At 71.0% G+C, this 1571-nt stretch carries 1 protein-coding gene; it reads right to left on the reverse strand.

Annotation, left to right across the window (positions count from 1 at the left end; all coding sequences use genetic code 11):
• Positions 1 to 147: 147 nt before the first annotated feature.
• A partial coding sequence (locus GB932_RS01040; RefSeq protein ID WP_156758923.1) for an alpha-amylase family glycosyl hydrolase occupies positions 148 to 1571 on the reverse strand: 1424 nt, incomplete at its 5' end.

Below are 1571 nucleotides of genomic sequence, written 5' to 3' on the forward strand. Positions count from 1 at the left end.
CGTTCGCATCGGCGAACGACCGGGGATAGATCTGATAGACGGCGGCCTGACGCCACCAGTCGGAACCGGTCGCGGTCGACGCGTACAGCGTCTCGGCCTCGGAGGTCATCGCGGTGTCCTGACGTTCGATGGTCGCGGAGTCCGCGCTCATGCGCGGATCCACGCGGTCGTCGCGCCGGGGAGGCGGCCATCGGCGATGTCAGTGCTCGCGAGCAGCAGCTCACCGTCCGGCAGGTCGACCGGCTCCGTTCCGAAGTTGGTCACGTTGACCCAGCCGCCCGGCCGTCGGAAGGCGAGCACGTCGCCCCCGCTGAGCTCGTCGAGCCACTTGAGCTCCTCCGCGCCCTGCAGCTCGTGTCGCAGCGCCAGGGCCTCGCGATACAGCGCGAGCGTCGACGACGGATCCTCGTCCTGCGCCTCTGCGGAGAGCTGGCCGAACCACTCCGGCTGCGGCAGGTGGGCGCCGCCGGGGCCGAAGCCGAACGACTCGCCCGACGTCGCCCAGGGCAGCGGCACGCGGCAGCCGTCGCGACCGACGTCGGCGCCCGGGCTGCGGAAGAAGGTCGGGTCCTGACGCGCGGCGTCGGGGATCTCCGCGACCTCCGGCAGGCCGAGCTCTTCGCCCTGGTACAGGTACGCGCTGCCGGGGAGGGCGAGCTCGAACAGGGTCGCCGCGCGGGCGCGACGCCGGCCGAGGTCCGCGTCCACCACGGGATCCGTGCCGCCGGACAGCAGCCAGTCCCTCCCCTGCTTCACGTCGACGTCCTCGCCCCGCGGCGGCAGCCCGTAGCGGGTCGCGTGGCGCACGACGTCGTGATTCGAGAACACCCAGGTGGTCGACGACCCCGACTCGGCGGCGAGGCCGAGGTTGAACGTCACGATCCGCCGGAACTGCTCGGCGTCGAAGTCCGCCTCGAGGAGGTCGAAGTTGAACGCCTGGCCGAGGCCCTCGCTGCTCGCGTATCGGGCGCGCCGGTCGGCCGCGACCCACGCCTCGGCGACGGCGGTCCGCGCCGGCGTGTACTCGTTGAAGACCTCGCGCCACTCGGCGTAGATCTCGTGCACATCGTCGCGATCCCACATCGGGTGGAACCCGTCCTTCGGCATGGCGTCGAGATCGGCCTGCGTCGGGAGCTCCTCCGGGAGGTCCTTCGTGAGCGCGTGGGCGACGTCGATCCGGAAGCCGTCGACCCCGCGGTCCGACCAGAAGCGCAGCGTCGTCAGGAAATCATCGCGCACCTCGCGGTTGCGCCAGTTGAAGTCGGGCTGCTCGGGCGCGAAGTTGTGCAGGTACCACTGCCCGTCGTCCGTGCGGCTCCACGAGGGGCCGCCGAACATCGACGTCCAGTCGGCGGGCGGCAGCTCGCCGTTCTCGCCCTTCCCGTCACGGAAGATGTACCGGTCGCGCGCGGCCGAGCCCTTCGGCGACGCGAGCGCCTCCCGGAACCACTCGTGACGATTCGACGAGTGATTCGGCACGATGTCGACGATCAGCCGGATCCCCGCACCGTGCAGCGCGGCGACCATCTCGTCGAACTCATCCAGCGTGCCGATCTTCGGATCCACATCGC

Origin of the sequence: Microbacterium karelineae (genome assembly GCF_009745985.1) — a bacterium.
Lineage (GTDB): Bacteria > Actinomycetota > Actinomycetes > Actinomycetales > Microbacteriaceae > Microbacterium > Microbacterium karelineae.